This window comes from Roseomonas sp. KE2513 (assembly GCF_016107305.1).
Classification (GTDB): Bacteria; Pseudomonadota; Alphaproteobacteria; order Acetobacterales; family Acetobacteraceae; genus Roseomonas.
The window spans coordinates 430520-453957 of record NZ_RCVR01000001.1; the positions used below are offsets into that span (position 1 = coordinate 430520).

The window sequence follows — 23438 nt, forward strand, 5'->3', positions numbered from 1 at the left end:
TGAATCCGAGCCTCACCGGCTCGACCGCAGCACCCGTGAAAGTCCCTCGGCCGAGTAGGGCTTGTTCAGCAGCTCGAACCCCTGCGCGCCGTCGTTCGCCAGCACGTGGCTGTAGCCACTGGTCAGAACGACCGGAAGGCTCGGCCACCGGCGCCGGATCTCCTTTCCGAGCTCCAGGCCGTTCATGCCAGGCATGACCACATCGGAGAACACCATGTCAAAGCGGCTCGCGTCGCTCTCCAGCAGCTCGAGTGCCGCCTTGGCGTTGGACGCCCAGGTGGGCACGTAACCGAGGTCCTCGAGCATCTGCCGGGCGAACTCTCCCACCTGGGTGTTGTCCTCGATCAGCAACACGTTCCGGCGCCCCTCTGCTGGCGCGTCGACCTCCTCGGTGGGCTGCGTGGGCGCCACCACCGGTTTCGCCTCCGCCTGTGGGAGGTAGAGCGTGAAGGTCGAGCCCTGGCCGACCTCGCTCTCGACATGGAGTTCACCACCAGACTGCTTGGCGAAGCCATAGACCTGGGAAAGACCGAGCCCGGTACCCTTTCCCGCCTCCTTGGTCGTGAAGAACGGCTCGAAGATCCGCCCCAGCATCTCAGGCTGGATCCCAACGCCCGTATCGGACACGGAGACCGCGACAAAGGAGCCCCGAGTGCCCGCATGCCCGCGGGTCGGCGGCACCCCTGAAGCGAGCCAGGTCCTCAGCCTCAGGCGCCCCTCGCCCTCCATCGCGTCGCGCGCGTTCACCGCCAGGTTGACCAGCGCCGTCTCGAACTGGTTTGGGTCGGCCTCGATCGCGCGGCCCTCGCATTCGATAAAGGTTTCAATCGTCACGGGCGCGCCCACCAGCGGGCGCACGAGTTCGACGACCGACCGGACCCGATCGCCCACCACGAACACCTCGGGCCTGAGCGGCTGGCGCCGCGCGAATGCCAGCAACTGGCCCGTCAGCTTGGCCGCGCGCTCGGCGGTCTCGGAGATGGCCTCGACGTAGCGGCGGCGCCGCTCCTCCGGCAGGTTCGACCGCCGCAGCAGGCCCGCGGACGAGCGGATGACCGTCAGCAGGTTGTTGAAGTCGTGCGCCACCCCGCCGGTGAGCTGGCCCACGGCCTCAAGCTTCTGGCTTTGCCGCAGCGCCTCCTCCTGCAGGCGGAGCTGCTCGGTGCGGCGGGAGACCTCGACCTCGAGATGTTCGTTAAGCCGCCGCAGCTCTCTCTCGGACTGCCTGCGCGCGGTGATGTCCAGCATGGCGCCGATCATCCGGAGCGGCTCGCCACCCGGCCCGCGCACCATGAAGCCGCGGTCCAGCACGTCGGCGTAGCCGCCGTCGGCGCGCCGGAAGCGGTACTCGTCGCTCCAGCGGTCGCCGCCACCGTCAATCACCGCGTGGATGGACCTGGAAACCCGTTCCCGGTCGTCGGGATGGACCTGCTCGAGCCACCAGTCGCCGGAGGGGCACACCCGCTCCGGCGGGTGGCCGTAGGTTTCCTGGAGGGCCTCGTTCCACTCGACACTGTCACACCGCAGGTCCCAGTCCCAGATCGCGTCGTTGGTCGCCCGGACGGCGAGCTGGTAGTGCTCCTCAATGGCGCGCCGCGCCTCCTCCGCCCGGCGCTGGGCAGTGATGTCGGTGTTCGTTCCAACCCACTCGCGGATGCTCCCGTCGCTATTGCGCACGGGGACGCCGCGTGCGGTGACCAGACGCCACTCTCCGCCCGCGCTGCGCAGCCGGTATTCGGTGTCGAACACCCTGCCCGCGGCGACCGCCACAGCCCATTCCCCAACCGCGTGGGCGCGGTCATCCGGATGGACCGCATCGGCCCAGCCGACGCCCAGCCATTGCTCCAGCGCCTGGCCGGTGAAGGCGCGCCAGCTTGGCGAATCCTCGCGAACCACACCCTGGGCGTCAGTGGTCCAGACCGTCGCGGTGGAGGCGGCTACCAGGGCGCGGAAGCGCTCCTCGCTGGTCCGCAGCGCCGCCTCGGCCTCCTTGCGGTCGGTCACGTCGAGAACGAACTCGACCACCTCGTCACCGAGCCGTCTGGCCGCGAACAGGCCCCACCAGCGCGAGCCGTCCCTGCGGTAGTACTGCTTCTCGTAGGGGGTGGTTTCGCCGCGGGTGGTCACCTCCTCAACCGCCTTGAGCGAGGGCGGGTAGAACTCCGGCGGGGTCAGATCCTGCCAGGTTTTGCCGATCGCCTCCTCGCGGCTGAAGCCGGTCATCTGCAGGAAGGCGTCGTTCACCTCCGTGAGGCCGAAGCCCTCGCCCCAGAACATGACCCCGACCGTCCGGATGGAGAGGGCGGTCCGCAACCGCTCCTCGCTGAGGCGCAGGGCCTCGCGGGAGCGCTCGCGCTCGGTCACGTCGCGCGATGAGGCCAGCAGCAGTTCCGGCCGCCCGTCCGGGCCGGGCACGGCCGTGACCTGAACATCCCACCACCGGAGCGTGCCCGTGGCGGCGGGGCGGAAGCCGTGGAAGCGGCCGACCCGCCCGGCGAGTGCCTCGGCCAAAGCGGCCTTCACCTTCCCGCGCTCCTCCTCCGGCCAGAGCTCCACCCATTCCCTGCCCCGGACGTGCTCGGCGCCGTCGATCTCCAGCATGCGGAGGCCGGGGCCGTTCATCGAGGTCAGGCGACCGTCGGGCGTGAGGAGCTTGAGGCTATCGGCGCTGTTCGCGAACACGCCGCGCAACACGGCCTCGCTCGTCCGGAGCCGCTCCCCGGCGAGGTGCTGCTCCGTGCGGTCGCGGACGATCTTCACGTAGCCGATGTGCTCGCCGTTTCGGTCGTCCTCGAGCCGGGTCATGGAGCCCGAGCCCCAGAAGCGCGTGCCGTCCTTGCGCAGGTGCCAGCGCTCGTCCGCCGCCCGACCGCAGTGCCGGGCAGTGGTCATTTCGGACGCGCAGGCGTCTATCGCCTGGTCCTCGGGCGTGAAGATCATGCAGGCGTCGCGGCCGACTGCCTCCTCCTCGGACCAACCCATCACCCGCTCGGCGGCGCTGTTCCAGCTGGTGATGACGCCGTCGAGGCAGATCGTGAAGACGGCGAAGTCGGCCGAGCTCTCCAGGACGAGTTCGGCAAGGCGGCTGGAGCTCGGCAGCCTGTGCCGGGCGATGTCAACCTTGCGGCTGTTCATCGGTATTGCTCGGCTTCAGGGCGGCGGCTCGATGGGCGGGCGGTTCGGGCGGCAGGGCTTCTGCGCGCTCCAGCAGGCGCAGCCCGGCGCGGACGACTTCGCTGGATGTCTGATAGCGGCCGGAGGCGACGAGGCGCTCGACGAACCGGCACAGTTCCGCCGTCAGGGCGACATGGAGGCTGTGTTGGGCTGGCATGGCGCGCACTTAGGGGATGTCCCCAGAGGGTGTCACCATCTGTCCACCCACCAATGTCCGCGAGGTGGAGGCGTGCGGCAATCCTGCCACATACAGGCTAGCTTTCGGCCACCGTTAACGGGGTTGGCCGGCCAGCAGGGATGGCCCACCTGCAACGGCTCCCCCCAGTGCCGCGCCAAAGCTGGCCCCCTCAGGCACAGCGGTAAGCCACGGCCGACCAAGCCTGGAGCCGCGCAAAGCTGGCTATCCCGTTGAGCGGACGGAGGTGGCCCGCTTTCCGGTGGCATTTGAGCGCGGCTGGTAGCTTACGGCTCTGGCACGAAACTGGCTGGTGGTAGGGTGTGCTGCCCCAACCCATACGTCTTCAGCTTTGCAGGAATTCAATGCTCTCACGCCGCGCGCTTCTCGGCTCCGCCACTGCCGCTCTCGCCACCCCGGTCGAGGCTCAGCCGAGTTACCCTGACCGCCCGATACGGCTGGTCTGCCCTTATCCTGCGGGCGGCGCCACGGACGTGCTGACCCGGATCCTGGCGGAAGGGCTGCGCGAGCGGCTGGGCCAGCCGGTGGTGGTGGAGAACCGTTCCGGCGCGGGTGGCAATATCGGCGTGGACGTCGTCGCTAAATCCGCACCGGACGGCTACGTGCTGGGCACCGCGCCCGTCGGCAACTTCATCATCAACCCCTTCCTCTATCGCTCAATGCCCTATGATCCCGTGCGCGACCTTACGGCGGTCTCGCTGGCTTTCGAGGTACCGAACGTTGCGGTGGTGTCGGAGAAGTTTGTCCCTGCGCGCAACATGAGGGACTTCCTGGCCTGGGCGAAGGCAAAGGCGGGCGGGGTGGTCTATGGCACGTCAGGCGTCGGCACCTCGGCGCATCTCTGCTCGGAGCTGTTGTTCAAGCGCGCGGGAGTGGAATGCACCCATGTGCCCTTCCGCAGCGCGGCGCAGGTGATCCCGGCGATGCTGTCGGGCGACGTGGACTTCGCCATCGACAATCTGGCCTCTTATGCCGGAGTGATCCAGCAGGGACAGATGAGTGCGCTGGGCATGACCACGGCCGAGCGCTGGCCGACCATGCCCCAAGTCCCCACCATGGCCGAAGCCGGTATACCCGATTTTGTGGTCACTGCCTGGTCTGCGCTGATCGGCCCGGCAGGGCTACCGGTGCCGGTACAGGATCGGCTCTCCACCGCCGTTCAGAGCGTGGCCGCCGATCCGGCGATCCGGCAGCGCTTCCTGATGGCAGGTGGGCAGGCGCTGGCAAGCACGCCGACCGGTGCGCGGGAGCGCATGGATCGTGAGCGTCCGATGTGGAAGGAGATGGTGGAACTGTCTGGCGCCCGCATGGAGTAGGCAGGGCGTAGAGTCCCGGCAGGGCTCGCCAGGGGCGCGGTTGTGCGAACACTAAGGCCGACCGGTCCCCCGAGCCCGCTTGCGCCTGGCGGGACACGAAGGACTTGCTTGGCGAAGGCGCCCTCGTAACGCCGCCGTGCCTAGCCGCTGTGACGGCTATCAGAGCTCGCCCATAGAACGAGCCTATGGAAGGGATCAGGAACTTTTAATTGTCTGATGTCCGTTTCCGTGCGGGACTTACGTCCTCAAGCGACTGCTGCTGCGGCAAGACGCCCACAAGGGTGCTGAACCGGTGAGGAAGCGATCATGAGTATTGCCAAGACCCTGAACTTCCTCGTCCTGACCGGCATGGTCCTGGCGCCAGTGCTTCCGGCTTCGGCCGAGGTAGCGCCTCGGCCCGAGTGGCTCCGTGTCGAGAGGCACCGCACGGTTGATGGTCGATCGGACGACCTCGTGACAGCCGGGCTGGGCGTCGCCCGCCTTCTCTCCGGCCCGGCGCCCGGCTACGCCGACCCGCGCGCGCCGATGGCGGACGAACTGCGGCGCGCAGCCATGTTCCGCCGGGGCGATGCGGGGTTCGGCTTCGGACGCCTTTTCGGGCCGAACGTGGACACCTCCACCGGTCAGGTGCTGGAGGGCGACGGGCGTATCGCCGGTGAGGAATATCTGGCCTTCGCGAACGACCCCGGCGGTGGCGGGTCGCACAACGTGGCGATGCTGCTGCAGGTGCCGCAGGAGCTCTCGCGGGAGCGGAACTGCATCCTCGCCGTGCCGGTGAACGGCTCCTCGGCGCTGTTCCGCGACATCGTCGACTTCGGCTTCTGGGGCCTGCGCCGCGGCTGCGCCGTGGTCTACACCGACAAGGGCGCGGGCAATGGCGTCCACGACCTCGAGAGCGACACGGTGCATCGCATCGACGGCACCCGCGCCCCAGCCGCCGAGGCGGGGGAGCACGCACATTTCGCGGCGGATCTGACGCCGGAAGCACAGCAGCGGCTGCTGGCGGAGGCGCCGCACCGGATCGCCTTCAAGCACGCCCATTCCCGGCGCAACGCCGAAGCGGGCTGGGGGCAGGACGTGCTCCGCTCAATCCGGTTCGCCTTCTGGCAGCTGAACGAGCGCGCCGGGTCGGAGCGGTTCGCCCGCTCCAATACGCTGGTCATCGTGGCCGGGAACTCTAACGGTGGCGGCGCGGCCCTCTACGCCGTGGAGGCCGATGACGAGAGGCTGGTGGACGCGGTGCTCGCGGGTGAGCCCCAGGTGCAGGTCCGGCCCGACGACCGCACGGTGGTGACCTATCGCGGGCGGGAGAGGCGGAATCCCGGCAGGATGCTGCTGGACTATTTCACCTTCGGCAACCTGTACCTGCCCTGCGCCGTGCTGGCCCTGCCGGAGGACGCTCCCGCCCGTTCCGGGGTCACCCGTGCGGCTGACCGATGCACCTCCCTGCGCGAGAAGGGACTGCTGGAGGCGAGTGACACAGCGGCGCAGGCACGCGAGGCGCTGGAGCGCGTCTATGCCTACGGCTACGACCGGGCGCTCGAGATCCTCCATGCGCACAACTACTCCGTCGTGCCGGATGCCACTGCCGCCAAATACGTCTCGGCCCATGGTCGCTACGGGGTAGAGGACCGGGTGTGCGGGTTCAGCTTCGCCGCTGTGAACGCTGAGGGGCGGCCCATGCCGGTTCCGCCCGAGGTGCTGGCCCAGAGCTTCGCCACTGCCCCCGGCGGCGCACCCTTCGGGCCGGTGGACATCGTGAACGACCGCGACCCGACGGGCCCGCGGCGCAACGGGCTGTCGGCCTCACCCTCCACGGGTCGCCAGGACTACAATCTCGACGGCGCGCTCTGCCTCAGGGAGATGGCAGTCGGCAGCAGCCCGGAGGCGCGGCGTGTCCAGGCTGGCATCGCCGAGTTCCTGGCCAACGGCAATCTGCGTGGTCGCCCTGCCATCATCGTCCATGGGCGAATGGATGATCGCGTGCCGGTGGCCTTCTCCTCGCGCCCTTATCTTGCGCTGAACAGCCTCGCGGAGGGCGACCGTGGCAACCTGCGCTACTGGGAGGTGGAGAATGCCGAGCATTTCGGCCTCTCCGGCCCCGGCTTCGACACGCGCTTCGTGCCGCTGAACCTTTATCTCCTGCGCGGTCTGGACGCGCTTTGGGCTCACCTCACCGTGCAGGCGCCCCTGCCACCCAGCCAGGTGGTGCGCACCGTCCCCCGGGGCGGCAGTGCGGGAACGGCGCCGCCCCTCCAAGCGGGAGCCGTACCGCCGCCGCAGGAAGAACCCGTGGCCGGAAACCGGATCGCCGTCAGCGCGGGCCGCGTCACGATCCCGGATTGACCGGATCAACGGTCCCAGGCGGATCGCTGCCGCACCATGGAAATCAGCAGGGCCGACGAGCCCCGAAGGGAGGATAGCCGGATGAAGCGGTGGCGGATGGATCCCGTGCTGATGATACTGCCCGCGCTCGCCCTCCTGACGGGCGTGGCGGGGCAGGCCTACGCGGCCGACTGCGCGGCGCTCGCCTCCCTGGCGCTGCCTCAAGCACGGGTGGAAGCAGCGGAGGAGGTGACGGCGGGAGCGTACAGGCCGCCCAGCGGCCCGGCCCAGGAGGGTCTCCCCACCTTCTGCCGTGTGCAGGGTGTTGTCACGCCCGTGCCAGGCTCACGCATCGGCTTCGAGCTCTGGATGCCGAAGGATGGCTGGAACGGCCGTCTCCAGATGTTCGGGAATGGGGGATACAGCTCTGCCATCTCCTATGGCGAGATGGCCGGACTCGTGCGGCGCGGCTACGCAACGCTGGGCACGGACACGGGGCACCAGGGTGACGATCCCTCCTTCGCCGAGGGCCGCCCGGAGGCGATCGTGGACTGGGGGCACCGGGCGGTGCACGAGTCTGTCGTCCGCGCAAAGCAGGTCGTGGCGAGCTTCTATGGCAGACCCGCACGCCACACCTTCTTCGCCGGCTGCTCGACTGGCGGGCACCAAGCCATGAGCTCGGCCCAGCGCTACCCGGAGGACTTTGACGGCATCATTGCCGGAGCCTCGGGCGGCAACCGCACCCACCTGAACGCGGGTTTCCTCTGGCAGTACCTGCGGAATCACCGCACGGGCGAGGATGCCGCACAGATCATTCCTGCGGCAAAGCTGCGGCTGGTCGGGGACGCCGTGCTCGCTACCTGCAGAGCCGACAACGGTGCCCGGGGCGGAGGACATCCGGCCGATGCCTGGCTTAACGACCCCCTCTCCTGCGGTTTCGACCCGGCCAGCCTGCGCTGCACGGGGGAGGATGGCGCGAACTGCCTGACGGCTCCCCAGGTGGACGCCCTGCGGGCCATGCATGACGGCCCGCGCAACCCGCGCACCGGCGAGCTGATCCACTTCCCCTTTCCGCGCGGAAGCGAGAACAGCGGCGGCCCGCCGAACCTGCCGGGCTGGAGCCTCTACTGGGCGGACCCGGGCAATCCCGCGGCACCCGCCCGGGTGAACTACTGGCGCCACTGGGCAGGCTTCGGCGCGGGCTGGAACTGGTGGAGCTTCGACTTTGACCGCGCTATGGCCACGGTCGACGAGCGCCTCGCGCCGGTGATCAACGCGACGAACCCCGACCTCTCGGGCTTCCGGCAGCGCGGCGGCAAGCTGATTGCCTACCATGGCATGGCCGACCCGGTGGTGCCCTTCGCGGAGTCCATCGCCTACCATGAGCGCGTCGTGGCGGCTCAGGGCGGCGATGAAGCCGCGGCGAGACAGCAGGTTGGGTCCTTCTATCGCCTGTTCCTGGTGCCCGGGATGGAGCATTGCCGGGGTGGCCCCGGACCTAACCAACCTGAACTCCAGGCCGCTTTAGAGCGCTGGGTGGACGAGGGCACGCCGCCCGATCAGATCTTGGCCCACAATCGCGAGGGCAACCGGCCGGACGGGGCCGTCCGCTTCAGCCGCCCGCTCTGCCCTTACCCACAACGTGCGGTTTACGACGGGGGGGCGGCCCCAACCATGGCAGAAGGTTACCGGTGCACCCAGTTCCCAGGCATGGCAGTGCCAGAGATTGGGACGTCGTATTTGCGATAGCAGGCGGTGCGCCGCCACCTCAAAGCCATACGCCCGACTTCTTCAGCAGCCTGTTAGTATCCACCTGTCCGTGTCCAGGATCGCGTCGCGCCTGCAGTCAATAATGCACTTGCCTCCGACGTAGCCGTGCGTCTTGGTGAACGGTGCCGTCACCGTTTGGCTGTCGAGTATACCGCCTGGCCGGCTGACCTACTGCGGCGCCTTTCCAGCATTGGGGCAAGATCCTGGAGGGCTCTAAGCAAAAGCCGTTGGACGAAGCGCCAGAACCACTAATCGCCCGTCTGCCTTGGACCGAAGCGAATGGGCAGCATGCGTCAGCTGCTGCCTGAGCGTCCCAGGTAGCGGATCGCGTTCAGCACCTCGTGCGAGTCTAACGTGAGCTTGCAGCCCTGCTTCGAGGACCTGGGCCTCTATGGCTCGACCTCGTCTATTCCTCGTGCGCCAAGTCAGGCGGGTAGCGCTTCGCACTGCGGGTAACGTTGGTCACTTGGCAGCGCATCTCCGTGGATCGTACCTCGGCGTGGAAGCTCCTCGCCCGCACCGCGCCGAACCAACCTCCAATGGCCACTGAGCGCTTTCGTAATGAAAACAAAACAACATTTGGAAAAGTGCGCACTCCCGATTGACCTTGATCACGACTTTGTGAGTTATTCCGCACGCGCAAGTTGAAGAGCCGCGGATACGCACCCGTGACCGATGCGCATGGGCACCAGCTGGAGCAAGGATTCTCAAGTGTTGAAGAGCAAAATCGTAGCGTCTCGCTCGAAGATCACTTTGCGAGTGCTCCTCGCCTCCACGGTGCCCGCACTAGCCATCCTCGCTTCGGGCGGGGCCAACGCGCAGACCGTTGTGGGTGGGAACCAGACCGTCTCCGGCAACGTGAACGGTGCTGGCAACGGCGGCTATCTCGTGCGCGGCGGTGCGAGCCTCAGCTTTTCCGATGGCACGCTCTATGGCTTCCGGACCCGCGGTAACGACGGCTCGGGCGGTGGCGCAGGCATGGGCGGCGCAATCTTCGTGGACCAGGGCGGCGTCGCCCGCCTGAACAACATGACGGTCTCCGGCAACAGCGCGACCGGCGGACGTGGGGGCATCGGCTCGACCGGCGGCTCGATGAACGGCCTGGTAGCGCCGAGCATTGGCGCCACGGGCGTCAACGGCATCACCTGGCCGGATAACAACTCGCTGGTTGGCGACGGCAGCGGGAACGGGCTGCCGGGCACCTATGCCGGTGACGGGCAGAACAACGCGAACGGCATCGGCGGCACCGGCGGTACCGGCGGCAGGGGGCAGTCCGGCTGGTCGAGCAACCCGCCCCTGGAGTCTGACAAGGATGAAGCGGCTTTGGCAGTCGCCTCCCTTGCAGCGCAGGTCGTGGCGCTCGGGGCCGAGGCCATCGGCGCCGGCGCGAATCCCTTTACTGCCTCCATCGTGGTAGGCCTTGCCGCACAGCTCGTGCAGGCCGGGATCGACGCGGCGAGCGCGGGAATCGCGTTGGACAACGCGATCTCGGCACTCACCCGCTGGAACGATGCGAACAATCGCGGTCAGTTCGGCCTGGGCGGTGACGGCGGAGCGGGCGGCTATGGTGGCACTGGCTCGACTGGCTTCGGCGGCGGGGCCGGCGGCACCGGCGGCACCGGCGGGGCCGGGGGCGGCGGTGCCCGCGCGGGCCTGGGTGGTGAAGGCGGCGGCGGCGGCGAGGGCGGCTTCGGTGCCGGCGGTGGCCGCGGCGGTAACGGCGGCAGCGGTGCGCTGACTGGCGCAGCCGGCGCGGGCGGCGCGGGCGGCTTCGGTGGTGGCGTCGGCAGCAACGGCACCGGCCTGGGCGCCTCTGCCTCCATCGGTGGCGGCGGCGGCTCTGGCCTGGGCGGCGCGATCTTCGTTCGTGATGGCGGCACGCTCATCATCGAGGGCGACACCACCATCGGGCGGAACCGCGTTGTGGGAGGCGGCAGCCTGAACCGCGGCGTCGCAGGCGAGGCGGCCGGTTCGGACATCTTCATCATGCGGGGCGCCGATGTCCGCCTTGAGGCGGGCACGGGCAAGACGATCACCATCGATGGCTCGATCGCCGATAACAGCGCGGCCAGCCTCGGCAGTTCGTCCATCCAGAGCGGCGAAGGCGCCGGCATCACCATCGGGCGTGGCTTGACCGTCCTTAACGGCCAGAACACCTATACGGGTGTCACGCGCATCGAGACCGGTGGCATCCTCCAGGCGCAGGATGGGGTTGGCATCAACGCGGACAGCAACATCACCTTCGCCGGCGGCGTGCTCCAGACGAGCGGCCTCTTCAACCGCTTCACCGGCAGCGATCCCGACGAGGTGCAGTGGGCAGGTTCCGGCGGCTTCGCCTCCTCCGATGCCGCGGGCCTGCGGGTCGTGCTCAACGCGGGCATGCGCCTGACCTGGGGCGCGGACGGGTTCGTGCCGGCCGGCAGCGCCCTCATCATCGGCGCGCCGACGGCAATCGGAGATGTCGTATTCGTCAACGCCATCGATCTCGCCGGGGCGATCCGCACGATCCAGGTCGTCGCGAACGCGGACGGGACCACCCGCGCCTATATTGACGGCGTACTCTCGAATGGTGGGCTGCAGGTCGTGGGCGATACCCGCCTGACGCTGCGGGGCGCGAACACCTTCTCCGGCCAGGCTGGCATCGCGTCCGGGGCGACCGTCGCGCTCGAAGGCGCCGGCAGCCTGGCGAGCGCCGGGCGGGTCGTCGTGGACGGGAAGCTCGACCTTTCCGCCACCAACGACTCCCGTCTCCGCAGCCTGGCAGGGACGGGCACCACGAGCCTCGGCGACCGGACCCTTACCCTGACCGCCGCCGGCGACACCTTTGCGGGCGTGGTCTCCGGGACCGGGGGCGTCCGTGTGGCCGCGGGCACCGAAACCCTCACCGGTGTGAACAGCTACACCGGCGAGACCCATATCGACGCCCCTGCCACGCTTCGCCTCGCGGGTCCCGGCAGCATTGCGGCCAGCGCCCGCGTCACGACGGACGGCACTCTCGACATCGCCGCCACCAACGCGGGTGCATCGATCCAGACCCTGGCCGGCACCGGCGCCGTCAATCTCGGCAACCGTACGCTGAGCCTGACGCAGGCGGCCGACACCTTCGCGGGTTCCATCGGTGGCGCCGGCGGTGTGACCGTCGTCGCGGGAACAGAGACGCTCTCGGGCGTGAACACCTACACGGGCGAAACCCGCATCAATAACGGCGCCACGCTCGCGCTCTCCGGGAACGGCTCTATCGCCCGCTCGGTGCACACCGTTGCTGACGGCACGCTCGACATCGCCGCCACGACCGCTGGCGCCTCGGTGCGGAGCCTGACGGGGAACGGGCAGGTTCAGCTCGGCGAGCGCGATCTCCGTATCACCGCGGGGCCCGGCGAGACCTTCGCCGGCGTCATCACCGGCACGGGCGGCGTCGCGCTGACGGGTGGCGTCCAGGCCCTCTCCGGGCAGAACACCTACACGGGCGCAACGCGCGTGGACGGTGGTACTCGCCTTTCCCTGCTCGGGCAGGGCTCGGTCGCCGGTTCGGCGGGCGTTCAGGCAGACGGCGTGTTCGACATCTCGGGGACGACGGCGGGCGCCTCGGTCCGCACCCTCTCCGGCACGGGCCGGACAGAGCTGGGTGACCAGCGCCTGACCGTCACCGATGGCTCGACCGAGTTCTCCGGCAGGGTCCAGGGTGCTGGCGGCCTGACGGTCTCCGGCGGTACGCAGGCCCTTTCCGGCGCGAACAGCTACACCGGCACGACCGTCGTCGGGCCGAACGGAACGCTCGTCCTGTCGGGCCCGGGTTCCCTCGAGAACTCGGCCGAAGTCCAGGCCGACGGCAACTTCAACATCGCTGCTCGTCCGGGCGGTACGCGGATCCAGACGCTGTCTGGCGCCGGCACCACCCAGCTCGGCGGTGAGCGCCTGACGATCACCCAGGGCTCGACCTCCTTCGGCGGCAGCATTTCCGGCGAGGGTGGGCTGACGGTTGCGGGCGGTGCCCAGGGCCTGTCCGGCACGAACGTCTACACGGGCACAACGCGCGTCGACTCTGGTGCCGTGCTCGGCCTCACCGGGCAGGGCTCCGTTGCGACCTCGGCTGAGGCTTCGGTCGATGGCATCCTCACCATCGCCGGCACGACGGCGGGCGCTTCCGTTCGTACGCTCACCGGCGCAGGCCTCGTTGAACTAGGCGATCAGCGCCTCTCGGTGACCGCGGGCTCAACCGGTTTCGATGGCACCATCGTCGGCACCGGGGGCGTTACGGTTGCGGCGGGGCAGCAGAGCCTCACCGGCGTGAACACCTTCACCGGCGAGGCCGCGGTCGGCGCCGGCGCCACGCTGCGCCTCGCCGGGGTCGGGTCTGTCTCCGAGGCCGCGGCCGTGCGCAACGACGGTGTCTTCGCCATCGCCGACACGGCGGCCGGGACCTCCATCCGGACGCTCGCCGGCAACGGCGAGGTGGTCCTGGGCGACAGGCGCCTGACCGTTACCGCGGGCTCCACGGAGTACGCGGGGACGATCGGCGGGACCGGCGGGCTGACGGTCGTGGCGGGGGGCCAAGCCCTCAGCGGCACCAACACCTACACCGGGACGACCTCGGTCGCCGGGAACGCCGCCCTCTCGCTGGTCGGCAGCGGCTCCATCGCGACCTCCGCCGAGGTGGCGAATGACGGCCTCTTCTCCATCGCCGGAACCATGGCGGGGGCCTCGATCCAGACGCTGTCCGGCAACGGCAGCGTGGATCTCGGCGCGCAGCGCCTCGACGTCACCGCGGGCTCGACCACCTTCGCGGGCAGCATCGGCGGCACGGGCGGCCTCTCTGTCACGGGCGGCACCCAGACGCTGACCGGGATGAACGCCTACCAGGGTGCGACGAGCATCTCGAACGGCGCGACGCTTGCCCTCGCCGGCACCGGCTCCATCGCGCCCTCCTCCGAGGTTGCGGTCGCCGGCACCCTGCGCATCGCGGACACGACGGAAGGGGCCGCCGTGCGCACCCTGTCCGGCGGCGGCGCCGTGGAGCTCGGGAACCAGCGCCTGACGGTCACGGCCGGCTCCACGGAGTTCGCGGGCAGCATCGGCGGCACGAACGGGCTGACGGTGCTCGGCGGGCGCCAGGCGCTCTCCGGCGAGAACACCTATCTCGGGCGCACCGGCATTGCCTCCGGTGCCACCCTGGCGCTCACCGGCACGGGCTCGATCGCCAGCTCCGAGGGCGTCACCGCGCTCGGCGCGCTGGATATCGCCAGCACGTCCAACGGTGCCAGCATCCGCACCCTCTCGGGTTCGGGTGGCGTCACCCTCGGCGACCAGCGGCTGACGATCACCGCGGCGAGCGACGTCTTCTCCGGCAGCATGTCCGGGGCGGGCGGTGTCACCATCGCCGGCGGCCAGCAGGCGCTCTCGGGCGTGAACACCCAGACGGGAGCGACCCGCGTGAATGAGGGGGCAGCGCTCTACCTCCTCGGCAACGGGAGCATCAGCGCCTCTTCCGACGTGCAGGCGAACGGCCTCCTCGATGTCTCCGGCGCGTCGGGCAACTCCCGCCTCGCCGGCCTGTCGGGGAACGGCAGCGTCGTGCTCGGCAACCGCTCGATCGACCTGACGGCGGCAACGGGCAACTTCGGCGGCACTATCGGCGGCACAGGCGGCGTCACCGTCTCCGGCGGCACCCAGGCGCTCTCCGGCAACAACCCGTACGCCGGTGCGACGCGGACGCTCGCGGGGGCAACCCTCGCCCTCACGGGCGGCGGCGCCATCGCGGCCTCCTCGGGGCTCGCGAATGACGGCGTGTTCGACATCGCCGGCACGAATGCCGGGGCCTCGATCCGCACGCTGACCGGAACGGGCGCGGTTCGCCTCGGCGACCGCTCGCTGACGATCACCGATGCCGCGGGGACCTACTCCGGCACCATCGCGGGTGCCGGCGGCCTTACGGTCAGCGGTGGCTCGCAGTCCCTGACCGGGGTCAACAGCTATGCGGGCGGCACGAGCGTCAGCAACGCGACTCTCTCGGTGGCCAGCGACGCGGCCCTCGGCACCTCTTCGGGCGCCGTCACGCTGCAGAACGGCACCTTGGTGACGCCTGGCGGCCTGAACTCGACGCGGCCGATCTCGCTCTCCGGCGCCAACACGATCGGCACCTCCAACCAGGCAGTGACGCTTGGGGGCACGATCAGCGGCTCCGGTGGGCTCGTGGCCGCGGGTGGCGGCAGCCTCGCCCTCACGGGAGCGAACACCTACTCGGGTGGCACTCGCGTGATCGAGAGCACGACCCTGGCCGTCGGTTCCGACGCAGCGCTGGGAGCGCCGAACGGCGCCGTCGTGGTCGAGAGCGGCACCTTCCGTGCGACCGGCTCCTTCAGCACGGACCGTCCGGTCGCGATTACGCCTGGCGGCACCCTCGAGACCACGGGCTTCGACGTCAGCCTCAACGGTCCGATCCTGGCGGAGCGCAACGGCGGGAACTCCTTCGTGCAGGTCTTCTCCGGCACCACCCGCGTGATCGGTCCGATGTCCATCGACGGGTCCGGCCTCTCGATCAATCCGACCGGCACCCTCCGCGGCGTGGGCACGATCACCGTTCCGACGAACGTCCTCGGCACCCTCGCGCCGGGCAACTCGCCGGGCACGATCACCTTCACCGCGCCGGTGCAGATGGCGCAGGGCTCGACCCTGTCTCTCGACATCGACGGGACCGGAACCGGCACCGGAAGAGGCAACTACTCGCGCGTGATCGCGAGCGGACCGGATGGCAGCTTCACCGCCGGCGGCATGATCCGTCCGCTCCTGCGGGGGATCACCGGTGACGCGAGCAACAGCTACGTCCCGACGATCGGAACCCGCTTCCGCGTGGTCGAGGCCGAGGCCGGTGTTCGCGGCAGCGCCCAGGGGCTGGTTCAGCCCGAGGGTCGCCTGACGGGAAGCCGCTTCGACGCCCTCTACACGGCCAATGCGCTGGATCTGTACGTCACGCCCGCGAGCTATGCTGACCTCTCCACTCTCGGCGTCGCCCAGACGCAGAATCAGCGGCAGGTCGGCCTTGGCCTCGACGCGCTCCGTCCGGCGCCCGGCGTGCGTACGGATGCGGCGACCACCTCCGCCCTCGGGATCCTCTTCACCCGGGACGCGGCGAGCCTGCCGGCCGTGACGGACCGCCTCGGCGGCACCATTTACGGCGATGCCCTTCAGGGCAGCCTCGCGGCCACCCAGGCCTTCGGAGCGGTGGTGAACGACCAGATGGCGGTGCGCCGCGGCGCGCCGGGCACCGGCGTGAACTCCGCGACGGCGATGGACGGTCGCGTCAATCTCTGGGCCGGCGGTTTCGACCGCAGGCTCCGGGTGGGTCAGGACGGTAACACGGGCTTCCACACGTCCGATGGCGGCTTTGCGGCGGGTGGTGACGTCCGCATCGGCGCCGCGGGCCACCTCGGTGTGGCGGTCGGCGGTAGCTCCGCCCGCGTGACCTCCTCTGCCACGGGCAGCTCGGCCACGATCGACATGGCGAATATCGCGGTCTACGGCGGTTACGATGTCGGCCGCGTCTTCGTCGATGGCCAGGTCGGCCTGAACCACGCGGAGACCCAGGCGCGCCGTGACCTCGGCGTCTTCGGCCTCACTGCCAAGGGCAAGGCGTCGGGCACCGGCGCGGCCGCCGGGTTCGAGGTCGGCACGCGGCTCGACGTGGGACCGGTTCGCGTCACGCCGTCGGTCGGCATCCGCTACGACAGCGTTCGTCACGACAGCCTGACCGAGAACGGAGGCAGCGTCCTCTCCCTCTCGGTGAGGGGCTCGGACATGACGAGCGTGCGCGCCACGGCCGGACTTCGGGCGGATACGGCGCTGTCGCTCGGCGGCGGTGTGGTTCTCACGCCGAGCGTCCGGATCCTTGCTTGGCAGGAACTCGGCGATGACGGCGTGAGCACCACCTCCTCCTTCGTCGGCGCTCCGGGCGCCGCGATGAAGGCGGCCAGCGCAGCCACCGGCCGCACTGGCTTCCTTGGCGGCGCCGGCCTGAACCTGTCGCTCCCGAACGGTCTCTCGGCCTTCGCGAACTATGCGGCCGAAACCCGGGGCAATGCCTCCGGCCAGGTGTTCACCGGCGGCGTCCGCTACAGCTGGTGATGATGAAAGCTCCCGGCTCCGAAAGGAGCCGGGATCCCCTTCAGGCTGCCAACAAAGGTAGTGACACATGGTTTCCGCGTCGAAATACGTCTTCTCTGCCAGCACGACCGCGAATGGGCGTGAACTCTGGCTGACCGACGGCACTGAAAACGGCACCGTCCTGCTTAAGGACATCAACCCCGGAACCGGGGACTCGTCGCCCGGCCTGTTCACCCCCCTGCCCGATGGCCGGCTCATTTTTCAGGCCAGTGACGGCTCGAGCGGTACCGAGTTGTGGGTGACGGACGGCACTGAAAACGGCACCACCCTGCTGAAGGACATCAACGCCGGTTCCGGCGGCTCGAATCCTTTCGGCTTCGTCGCGCTTGCGGACGGCAGGCTGATGTTCCAGGCCAGCGATAGCGTCGCAGGGGCCGAACTCTGGGTGACGGATGGCACCGCAAGCGGCACCACCCTGCTGAAGGATATCAAGGACGGAGCAGAGGGCTCAAGCCCGCAGGGCTTCACCGCCCTGCAGGACGGCCGGTTCGTGTTCCAGGCGGGTACCGCCACGGAAGGCACTGAGCTCTGGGTGACGGACGGCACTGCCAACGGCACCACCCTGCTGAAGGACATCAACGCGGGGGCTGGCAACTCGAGTCCACTGAGCTTCACCGCGCTCACGGATGGCAGGCTGGTTTTCCAAGCCTATGATGCCACCAACGGCACGGAGCTGTGGGTGACGGATGGCACCACCAACGGCACCGTCCTGCTCAAGGACATCAATGCCGGAACAGGAGGCGGGAGTCCCGGCGCGCTCACTCCCCTGGCCGATGGCAGGGTTATCTTCCAGGCCTACACCGCAGCAAAAGGTATCGAGCTGTGGGTAACGGATGGCACAGCCAGCGGCACGAGCTTGCTGAAGGACATCAATCCCGGTCCGGGCCTTTCCCTGCCCTATGCCTTCGCGGCACTGCCTGATGGCCGGTTCGCCTTCCAGGCCAACAGCACCACGAGCGGCTTCGAGCTGTGGGTGACCGACGGCACCACCGACGGCACCACCCTGCTTAAGGATATCAATCCGGGAACGGCGCTCGGCAGCCCAATTGGCTTCACGGCGCTGCCGGATGGCAAGCTGGTGTTCCAGGCGAACAACGGAACGAGCGGCACTGAGCTGTGGGTAACGGATGGTACCCCCCAGGGCACCGTTCTTCTCAAGGATATCAGCGCAGGATCCGGAAGTTCTTACCCGCAGGGCTTCAAGGTCCTTGCGGACGGCCGGGTGATGTTCCAGGCCGATGACGGTACGCACGGCACTGAGTTGTGGGTGACGGACGGCACCGCCAATGGCACGACCCTGCTCAAAGATCTCGAGGCCGGTTCATCCTACTCGTTCCCCTTCGAATTTACTCTCCTGCCCACCACCCCGATCGTCACCCTCGCGCACGACACGCGCCTGCCCCATGACGGCGTCACCTCCGATGGTACGGTGAATGTCAGTGGCGTGAAGCAGGGCAGCACCTGGGAGTACAGCCTCGACACCGGACAGACTTGGACCACCGGCACAGCAGGCAGCTTCACCCTGGCAGCCGGCAGCTATGGTGCCGAGCAGGTTCAGGTGCGGGCACTCGAAGCAGGCGTCGCCGGCACGCCCCGCATGCTGGGCGCCGTGACCATCGACATGACGGTGCCTGGCATTCCGTTCGCGGCGCTGGCGGACGATACGGCATTGCCCAATGACGGGATCACTGCCGACGGGACCGTCAATGTGAGCGGCCTGGAAGTAGGTGCCGCGTGGCAATACAGTACCGACAGTGGACAGAGCTGGGCCGTAGGCACGGGCGGAGCTTTCGTTCTTGCCGAAGGCAGCTACGCCGCCGGGCGCGTGCAGGTGCGACAGCTCGACCTGGCCGGCAATGTCGGATCGCCTCAACTCCTGGGCCCGGTAACGATCGACAAGACGGCGCCGGATGCGCCGGCCGCTGTCGCACTGGCCGGGATCAGTGATTCGGGCGTGCTTGGCGATGGGATCACCCAGGAGCACACGCCCACCCTGACCGGCACCGCCGAGCAGGGCGCATCCCTCGAGGTTCGCGAGGGGGCACGATCACTCGGTGTTGTAACGGCAGATCCCTCGGGTCATTGGAGCCTAGCGCTCGCCACACTTGCCGAGGGCGACCACGCACTGAGCATCCTGGCCACGGACACGGCCGGAAACGTCTCCGCCGCGGCCTTGGCACACATCCGGGTGGATTCCACTGCCCCCTCTGCCGCGGTGTTCGACACCATGCCGGCAACGCGGGACACCACGCCGGTGCTGTCGGGAACGGCCGAGGCCGGCACCACGGTCCAGGTCTCCGAGGGAGCGGTCGTGCTCGGTAGCGCAGTAGTGAACGATAGTGGGCATTGGAGCCTCACGGCCCCTGAACTCGCCCAGGGGAGCCACATACTTACGGCGGTGGTCACGGATGCGGCCGGCAATGCCTCCACCACCTCCTCCGGAACGCTGGTCGTGATGGTGAATGACGCCCCCACCGGACTGGTCCTCATTAGCGGCACGGCGGCCGAGGGCTATGTCCTCACGGCGAGCAATACCCTCGCCGATCCGGATGGCCTTGGTGCGATCAGCTATCAATGGCTAGCCGACGGGCAAGAGATCAATGGAGCGACCGGTCCGACTCTGACGCTCGATGCCGGGCAGATCGGAAAGGTCATCACCGTGTTCGCCGGTTACACGGACCTGGAAGGTACACCTGAGAGTGTCAGTTCCACTGGTACCGGCATGGTCGCGCCGTCCTTCCATGTGAGCAGCCCAGGCTTTACCGGTTTTGTCGAGGCCGGCGCCTATCACGGGCCGCTTCCTGGCCTCACCTATGAGTTCTTTGGCAGCGATACCGGCCAAGCCGTTCTGGGCACCGGCGGGAACGATCTGATCGCTCTCGGCGTGGGCAACGACTATGTCGACGGAGGAGACGGTAATGACGCCCTGTACGGCGGTGCTGGCAACGACATCGCCGTCGCGGGCTTCGGCAATGACCTCGTCATCGGCGCTGACGGTAACGACACCCTCTACGGCGGCGCGGGTTCCGACCTGATCTACGGCGGAAACGGTGACGACGTCATCGCGGGCGGCGTCGATGGGGATATCCTGGTCGGGGAGGCTGGCGCGGACCTGATCTTCGGCGAGGCCGGGGACGATGTGCTCTACGGACAGGATGGGAACGACCTCGTCTACGGTGGCGACGGGAATGATGTGCTCACGGGCGATGCCGACAACGACATCCTCGTCGGGGAGAGCGGCAACGACTTGGCCTTCGGCGGCACCGGCAACGACACGCTCTACGGTCAGGCTGGCAACGACCACCTGCGCGGCGATGACGGTGACGACGTGCTCTCGGGCGGTGACGGCGCCGATACCCTCGTCGGTGGCCTGGGCAACGACTTGGCCTTCGGAGATGCCGGTAACGACATCCTCTATGGCGAGGCCGGCGACGACCACCTCCGTGGCGACCTCGGCAACGACACGCTAGTGGGCGGGGACGGGACCGACACGCTGGTCGGCGGGGCCGGGGACGACCTGATCATCGGCGATGCTGGCAACGACGTGATCTTCGGAGAGGCCGGCAACGACCTCCTGTACGGCGGCGCTGGCAACGACACCTTCGTGTTTAGCGCCGGCGGCGGCCGCGACGTCGTCATGGACTTCAGCCAAATGGCGGGAAATCACGACGTGCTTCAGGTGGGAGGGCTCTTCGCGAACTTCGCAATGGTCCTGGCCGCCAGTCAGCAGGTCGGCACCTCCGTGGTCATCACGATCAATGCAGCCGACTCCATTGAACTGACTAACTTGTCGGTTGGATCTTTAACCGCTTCCGACTTCCTCTTCACCTAATCAGGGTCTGGTGATGGCTATTCCCTAGCCAGACGGTTCGCTGTGTAGTTGGCAAGCGTGCGGGGCGCCAATGATGCGCTCCGCCGCATCACGCCTGCCTACGTTCTTGAGGCTGAGCGGCGCCATTGCGTAATTCGACCCAGGGCGACTTCGATCCCTTCACCCGTTCGGTCAGGCAACGTCGAGAGCGTTCTGCATACCAAGGCGGTGGAAGCTGTCGAGGATGGTGAGGCGGACCTGCACCTCAGGCGACCGGGCAGGCGGGATCGCCCGCTGCCAAGTGCCCGCCGTACCGCTGGCGAGCTGACATCGCCATCTTAACAGGACTACGGAGATGCTTAAGCACTTCAGGCTTGCACGGACTCGTGGGCTTGGTCTGCGCCCAAATTTTGGTCGGCCTCTATGCAAGTTCTCGGGCTGGTTGAGCTTGGTTGGCAAAGGCGCTCGGGGTCAAGTTCCCAAACGCTGAGTGGGGTCGCTCCTCGTTACAGTGGCATCTCCATTCCTCGATGCGCTTCTTGGCGTCGGCCAGGGACAGGAACTACGAGGCGTTCAGCCACTCGGCCCGTCGCCGGGCATCGAAGGCCTCAATGAGCGCGTTGTCTGGGTTGTGTTGCGGACTCTGAGGAGGGCCGTAGGTGGTTTGATCAGCACGCAGATCAGGCAGCGATCTGGAACAGCTCGGTGAAGAAGGTGGCTTGAATCCGCATGTCGCGTCCGTTGATCTTCAGAAGCTGCTCCTTCCTCACCATTGCCATCACCTCGTAGCCTGCCAGTGTTCGTTGTGCGGTAAGGAAGCTACTAAGGCCGAGCCCTGGTGTGACAAGGCGTTTCAGGTGCCGGCGGTCTTGTTCCACGATGTTGTTGAGGTACTTGCACTGGCGTAGCCGCGAGCGTTGCCACAGTTCGCCATCCTCCTTCAGCTGCTCAATGGCACACGGGTAAGCCAGGTTCTTGTCTACCGTGACGGTGCGGGGGTTCACTGTATGCGGCTGCCCCAGCGCTTGCGGAAGAACCGCCCTGCGACCTCGGCGTTCCGCTTGGCCGAGAGCAGGAAGTCGATCGTCCTGCCATGGCTGTCGACCGCGCGATACAGACGCACCCAGCGCCCCTTCACCCGAACGTAGGTCTGGTCGACCCTCCACGAGCCGTTGCTCGGACACAGATGCGGCCGGATCCGCGTCTCAATCTCTGGTGCACAGGCCTGGGTCCACCGAACGAGGGTGGTGTGCGCGACTTCCACGCCGCGGTCCTGGAGCATCAGCTCGAGGTCACGGTAGCTGATCGGTAACATCAGGTACCAGCAGGCCGCCCACAGGATCACCTCGGCGGTGAACTGCCGGCCCTTAAGGACCGGCCCGGCCTCACCGACGCCACCCTCCGCCGTCTCGACGTGAATGGTCTGTACCTACCCGGGACAGCGCCGCAAGCTCGCAACAGAACTGCTTCGCAACAACATGCGAGACGACTGGCAAACACGGCCGCTTCTCGCGGCACTGGCCTCTTGGCGATACGGCCTCGGAATGGCAGCTTCAGAGGGCGGCGGTGGTCCGCCGTTCTCGAACCCTTCCATCCTCGATCCCGGCGACGGGTGAGAAAACCTGCGCAGGGAGGGCAGGATGATGTCGCCTAGGCTTGCTATCGTCACCATCGGCCAAACACCTCGGGACGACGTGATCCCGGAGATGCTGATGCTGCTGGAAGCCGAACCCGGCAAGCTGCAGGTCGAAGAATTCGGCGTGCTCGATGGGTTGGTGGAGGCGGAAATCCGTGCCCAAGCCCCCAAACCGCGAGAGGCGCGGCTCCACACACGGCTGGCGGACGGAACAAGTATCGTCCTCGGCAGCGGCTTCATCCTGGGCCGGCTGGAGCCTCTTCTGGAGGAGCTGGACGGGCGCGGATACGACCTGATCGTCCTTGCCAGCACGAGCATTTTCCGCTCCTTCCGCATGCGCACCGCCTTCGTCCACGCCCAAAACGCGGTTGATGCTTGGATTGCGACGCTGGTGATGGGGGATTGCGAGCTGGGCCTGATCCACAGCTTGGCTGGTCAGCATCGCGGCCTCGCCCACGGCACCCTCGTTCAGAACGCCCGTGCCGTCGTTGCAGGCGGGGAAAGTGCGGAACTGAAGGAGGCGGCAGAGCGACTAGGGAGTGCTGACCTGATCCTCATGCATTCCGTTAGTTACGGCGAGCCCGACGCACGCCATCTGGCGGCACTGACGCGCAAGCCGGTGGTGACGGCGCGCCGCATCCTTGCTGGGGCGATACGCTTGCACCTGTTCGGGTTGGTGGATCAGCCAAGTCCGTCCTCCTTCGGGCTCGCCGCCGACAGCGACCTGTTGGCGTGGTTGATAGATCACCTTCCCTCCGATGCTGAACTACTCACCCCACGGGAGCGGGACGTTCTTGCGGCGGCGTTGGAGGGCGGCGGGAACAAGGAGATCGGCCGGAAGCTGGGCATCAGCCATCGGACGGTCGAGATCCACCGCGGGCGGGGCCTCGCGAAGCTGAACGCGCGCTCACCAGTCGAGCTGATGCGTCGCCTGCTGATCACGCGCGGAACCTGACCCGCCCATTCTTTAGGCTATTTGCTCAATCCGCAAGCAGACTTCCAGGCGCGTGCATTCAGCATACGGGCCAGCCCTTATGTCGCCGTTCGCAGCCG

Annotated in this window: 9 protein-coding genes and 1 pseudogene; 6 read left to right on the forward strand and 4 right to left on the reverse strand. The window is 68.1% G+C overall.

Translation table 11 applies throughout. The annotated features are described in order from the left end of the window. Positions 1–12 precede the first annotated feature (12 nt). Both D9599_RS02095 and D9599_RS02100 read right to left on the reverse strand, forming a co-directional pair. Positions 13–3135, reverse strand: a complete 3123-nt coding sequence (locus tag D9599_RS02095) for a PAS domain S-box protein (protein WP_198379520.1) — start codon at positions 3133–3135, stop codon at positions 13–15. After that, a complete protein-coding gene (locus tag D9599_RS02100) occupies positions 3116–3331 on the reverse strand; it encodes a type II toxin-antitoxin system ParD family antitoxin (protein WP_198379598.1) in 216 nt (71 codons plus the stop codon). The genes D9599_RS02095 and D9599_RS02100 overlap by 20 nt, the downstream gene beginning before the upstream one ends. Positions 3332–3714: 383 nt before the next feature. On the opposite strand from D9599_RS02100, the gene D9599_RS02105 reads away from it, so the two are divergent. The 5 genes from D9599_RS02105 to D9599_RS02125 all read left to right on the forward strand — a co-directional run bounded on the left by D9599_RS02105 (position 3715) and on the right by D9599_RS02125 (position 20770). Further along, on the forward strand, positions 3715–4686 hold the full coding sequence (locus D9599_RS02105; RefSeq protein WP_198379521.1) for a tripartite tricarboxylate transporter substrate binding protein: 972 nt from the start codon (positions 3715–3717) through the stop codon (positions 4684–4686). Between the two features lie 306 nt (positions 4687–4992). Beyond that, a complete protein-coding gene (locus D9599_RS02110) occupies positions 4993–7032 on the forward strand; it encodes a 3-hydroxybutyrate oligomer hydrolase family protein (RefSeq protein ID WP_198379522.1) in 2040 nt (679 codons plus the stop codon). An 81-nt stretch (positions 7033–7113) separates the two neighbouring features. Next, positions 7114–8760: a DUF6351 family protein gene (locus tag D9599_RS02115; RefSeq protein ID WP_198379523.1), complete on the forward strand. Its 1647-nt coding sequence runs from the start codon at positions 7114–7116 to the stop codon at positions 8758–8760. Between the two features lie 735 nt (positions 8761–9495). After that, the gene (locus tag D9599_RS02120) at positions 9496–16899 is read left to right on the forward strand and encodes an autotransporter-associated beta strand repeat-containing protein (protein WP_198379525.1); all 7404 of its coding nucleotides are present in this window, start codon (positions 9496–9498) and stop codon (positions 16897–16899) included. 67 nt (positions 16900–16966) lie between these two features. Continuing rightward, complete coding sequence (locus D9599_RS02125; protein WP_198379526.1) at positions 16967–20770, forward strand: ELWxxDGT repeat protein; 3804 nt, start codon at positions 16967–16969, stop codon at positions 20768–20770. Between the two features lie 400 nt (positions 20771–21170). Here the strand turns inward: D9599_RS02125 and D9599_RS02130 are convergent, their stop codons facing one another. Together D9599_RS02130 and D9599_RS32390 are read right to left on the reverse strand one after the other, a co-directional pair. Continuing rightward, positions 21171–21308 carry an integrase core domain-containing protein gene (locus tag D9599_RS02130; protein ID WP_375373027.1) on the reverse strand — a complete coding sequence of 46 codons (138 nt, stop codon included), beginning with the start codon at positions 21306–21308 and terminating at the stop codon, positions 21171–21173. Between the two features lie 121 nt (positions 21309–21429). Then, positions 21430–22064 (reverse strand): annotated as a pseudogene (locus D9599_RS32390) (IS6 family transposase). Positions 22065–22389: 325 nt separating this feature from the next. On the opposite strand from D9599_RS32390, the gene D9599_RS02145 reads away from it, so the two are divergent. Then, entirely contained in the window at positions 22390–23340 is a 951-nt protein-coding gene (locus tag D9599_RS02145) for an AroM family protein (RefSeq protein WP_198379531.1), read from the forward strand. Positions 23341–23438: the final 98 nt, after the last annotated feature.